Annotated in this window: 2 protein-coding genes and 2 pseudogenes; 3 read left to right on the forward strand and 1 reads right to left on the reverse strand. The window is 67.3% G+C overall.

Translation table 11 applies throughout. The features are described 5' to 3' along the window. Nucleotides 1-839, forward strand: a pseudogene (locus tag U9980_RS17595) (Tn3 family transposase); the annotation flags it as partial. A gap of 1360 nt (nucleotides 840-2199) precedes the next feature. On the opposite strand, the gene U9980_RS17600 reads toward U9980_RS17595, so the two are convergent. Next, on the reverse strand, nucleotides 2200-2361 hold the full coding sequence (locus tag U9980_RS17600) for a hypothetical protein (RefSeq protein WP_322768921.1): 162 nt from the start codon (nucleotides 2359-2361) through the stop codon (nucleotides 2200-2202). Here U9980_RS17600 and U9980_RS17605 point away from each other — a divergent pair. Both U9980_RS17605 and U9980_RS17610 read left to right on the forward strand, forming a co-directional pair. Next, nucleotides 2317-3175, forward strand: a pseudogene (locus U9980_RS17605) (IS5 family transposase). The gene U9980_RS17600 and the pseudogene U9980_RS17605 sit on opposite strands and share 45 nt — an antisense overlap. Nucleotides 3176-3314: 139 nt before the next feature. Continuing rightward, complete coding sequence (locus tag U9980_RS17610; protein WP_322768919.1) at nucleotides 3315-3668, forward strand: hypothetical protein; 354 nt, start codon at nucleotides 3315-3317, stop codon at nucleotides 3666-3668. The last annotated feature ends 346 nt before the right edge of the window (nucleotides 3669-4014 follow it).

Genomic DNA, 4014 nt, shown 5'->3' on the forward strand with positions numbered 1-4014 from the left:
CCCGGGACTCGACGGCGCGCTAAGGACGCCGACTACGTCACGCACTTCACCGACGAGTTCACCTCGGTCGCCTCCCGCGAGGTCACCGACCGGGCGACCATCCGCCGGCTGGTCAACGAGACCTTCGCGGTCCGCGACGCCGCTCTGTGGGGCGAGGGACCTCCTGCGCGTCGGACTCGAAGAAGTTCGGCTCCTGGTCGTCGAACCTGATGACCGAGTGGCACCAGCGCTACCGCGGCCCCGGCGTGATGATCTACTGGCACGTCGAGAAGCGCAGCGTCTGCATCTACTCCCAGGTGACCTCGTGCTCGGCGTCCGAGGTCGCCTCGATGATCGAAGGGCTGATGCGGCACCTGACCTCCGCCGACATCGACCGGCAGTACGTCGACACCCACGGCGCCAGCGTCGTCGGGTTCGCCTTCGCCCACCTGCTCGACTTCCGTCTGCTCCCGCGGCTGAAGAACATCGGCTCCGCCCGGCTCTACCGGCCCGGCGGCGGCGCAGACGACACCTGGCCGAAGCTCACCCCGGTCCTGTCGAACAAGACGATCGACTGGGACCTGATCGCCCAGCAGCACGACCAGATGGTCAAATACGCCACCGCCCTACGCCTGAGCACCGCCGAGGCCGAGCAGGTGCTGCGCCGGTTCACCCGCGGCGGCCCGAAACACCCCACCTTCCAAGCCCTGGAAGAACTCGGCCGCGCCACCCGCACGATCTTCATCTGCGAATACCTGTCGTCCCCGGAGCTGCGTACCGAGATCCACGAAGGGCTACAGGTCGTGGAGAACTGGAACTCCGCGAACACCGAGTTCTGCTACGGCAAGGACGGCGACCTCACCGGGGCCGACCGGGAATCGATCGTGGCAGGTCAGGCTCGCCGCGGTCCCCACCGGCCGGTGAACCACCCGACCAGTGCACTCGCTGTGACCGAGGCATCGAGAATGGAGACCCGCGTCGCGGCGGCGAGCTGCTGCGCGGTCTCCCGGGTGTCGGGTGGTCGTCGCCGAGGGTTCACGCCCAACGGCGGTGGGCGGCCTCGGCGAGAGGGCGGCCAGCGATGGTCTGCCCGGAAGCCCGCAGGTAGTGGGTGACGGCGACCAGCAGCGCACGGAACGGCTCTGGTTCGGCGTCGGGATCAGCCGGGTCGTCGTGCGCCAAGTCGATAAGGGCCTGGACGTGGGGATGAGGGTGGCTACACCGCCAGGATGCTGGGTCGTTGAGGTTGCCGGGGGCGGCGGTCGCGACGAGCTGGCGTGCGGCTGTCGAGGCCGACGCCGGCACCAACACCCCTACCCTGCTCGCCCGCTCCCGCCACGCCTCCGTCCGCGGCCTCGAGCGCTACGCCGGCCCCAGACCCGACGCGGTCGCCGCCCCCGACGCGGACTTTGCCCCTGGTGACACCGACCCGAGCACCGGGCCTGCTTGGTCCGCGCGCCTTGCTCGACTGCGGACAGTAGGACACTCGGCACGCGATGAGCGGCCTGTCAACCGGCCATGTGGCCCTATCCGCTTGAGTGACGCATAGCTTACCCTGACAAAGACGAAAATTAAGGACATTTCCGGCAAGATGCCGCAGGCCGCGAGCACAGAGTTTGCAGCATCGCTGACAGAAATGCGCATGACCATGAAGCTTCCGAGCATCCGACATCCTGCGACACTCATTGCGGCCGCCGTTGCGATCTTGGCATCCGGTGGTTTCGGTGGGGTTGCACCCGCTGCTACCGGTGGCCCAGCGTCTCCTCCACATCCAGCGCTGTATCCGTATCCGGACGCCGGCACAGTCTCGTCGGCCCCCTTATTGGCTCCCGACGCGAGCGGCGGGATAGTTTCCGCGGACACCTGCACGCCATACGTCGATGGCGATTACGCGCACCTGTCGTCAGGGGATGTTTCGGCTCACGGCTGGTGGTATCAAGGGACCTGCCCAAATACGAAAGCCACGGTGACGGTCTACCTTTACGAGTACTTCTCGGACGGCACCTGGCATTATCAGGCGAGCGGATCGAAATATGTTTATCCTGGTGGCGGCAGCGTCAATCGCGCTGTCGCTCGTCAGGTATGCGAAGGAGTGGCACCCGCGAGCTGGCGCACTTTGATAACGGTGAGTATCGGTACGGGAGCCTCGGCCTACACGGCGGTCCAGAATCTGAATTGCACACACTGGTGAGCCGGGCGTTTGATCACGGCAATTCGGGGTTAGAGCGTGTCTGACGGCTCTCGAATCGGGCCGTAGATCACTGTCTTGTTGGGCATGGGCTTGTCATGGTGCGACGACACGAACTGACCGACGCGCAGTGGAAGAAGATCGAGTCGTTGCTGCCGGTCAACGGCGAGCCCGGTGGGCAGTGGGCCGACCACCGCACGGTGGTCAACGGAGTGCTGTTCCGGGCCCGCACCGGCGTGCCCTGGCGTGACCTACCGGAGCGGTACGGCCACTGGCAAACCGTGTACGAACGGCACCCCGCCGCTGGTCGGCGGACGGCACCGGGGCGGCATCCTGACCGAGCTGCAGATCGAGGCCGATGCCACCGATCCGGATGCCGCCCCGGCCGCCGGCGGCGGGGGCGAGTGGGCGGTGAACATCGATTCCAGCTCCTGCCGGGCCCATCAGCACGCGGCCGGCGCACGGCACCGGCCGCCGGGCGACTTCCCGGAAAAGGGGGCGGTGTACGGGTGGACCCGGACGGGCGGGAGGCGTTGGGCGTTCCCAGGGCGGCCTGACCAGCAAAATCCATCTTCTGGCGGACGACCGGGCCCGGCCGCTGACGTGGCGGACCTCGCCGGGTCAGCGGGGTGACAGCCCGATGTTCGTCCCGGTGCTGGCGGGCCTGCGCATCCGGCGGCGGGGGCCGGGCCGTGCCCGGACCCGTCCGGACCGCCTGCGCGGGGACAAGGCGTATTCCAGCCGGGACAACCGCTGCTACCTGCGGCGGCGCCATATCAAGGCGACCATCGCCCCGCCGGCCGACCGGCGGGCGGCCCGCCGGCCTTCGACACCGCCCAGTACCGCCGCCGCAACGCCGTCGAGCGGTGCGTCAACAAGTGGAAAGGATGTCGGGCGGTGGCCACCCGGTACGACAAGCGGGACTACGTCTTCAACGGCACCTTGACCGTCGCAGCGATCATGATCTGGCTCCGCGATCTCGTCAAAAGGCCGTCAGACACGCTCTAGTTCTGGGCGGATCTGGCGGAGCCGGTCGGCATGGAGATGGTGCTGCCGATGAATGGACTGACGGCAACAGGCGCGCGACCGAGCCGCACGGGCTGATTCCTATATCGTCCGGCTTATGAACGCCAGTCCAGCAACTGTAGTGAGTCTCGGGGCTTGGGGCGACCTCAAGGAGGGCTCAGACGGCGGGACGTCGTGCAAAGTGCGTGAGTTCGCGCTGCTGTCCGACGGTCGTGAAATTACGCTCCTGGACGACCGGGGGTGGACGACGTCGGCGCAGCTGGGCGGGATCTCGCTCACCCACGTTGTGCGCAACGTCTACAACGTGGTCTTGCCCGACGATGCCGAGGAGACGGGCGAAGAGCATGAGTGGCAGCGCTTCGAGCAACGTTTGCGCGAAGCCGGGGTCGCGGTCACCCCGGACGAGCTCCGGGCGTTGCCGCACCGCGTCATCGTGAGCGTCCCCTGTGGAAGTGCCCGATGGCAAGCGGGGTGAGGTTGGATCACCCTGACTCCGCCGGAGGCTCCGATCTCACAAGAGAGCTTGGAGTCATGCCGGTTGAGGCTGAACGTACGGCGCAGATCAGGACCCGCCGCCCACGGCCCCCGGCGGACTGCCAGGCCGCCGGCCGGTACCCGGTCGACACCCCAACCGTGGACTCTCGACATCACCGACCTCGGCACGCCAGCAAACGCGCCCGCGTCACCTCCAAGGGCGGCGGGACTGAGCCGCCCTACCTGTGCTACCCAGGCCTTCGAGCGCACCACAGACACGATTGCTCTCTAACGTTCTAAACGGAGAAGATCGGCCCGGGCTTGTCGTTGTGTACGCTTTTTTGACC

It is taken from the genome of Protofrankia sp. Cr1 (genome assembly GCF_963555865.1).
GTDB lineage: Bacteria > Actinomycetota > Actinomycetes > Frankiales > Frankiaceae > Protofrankia.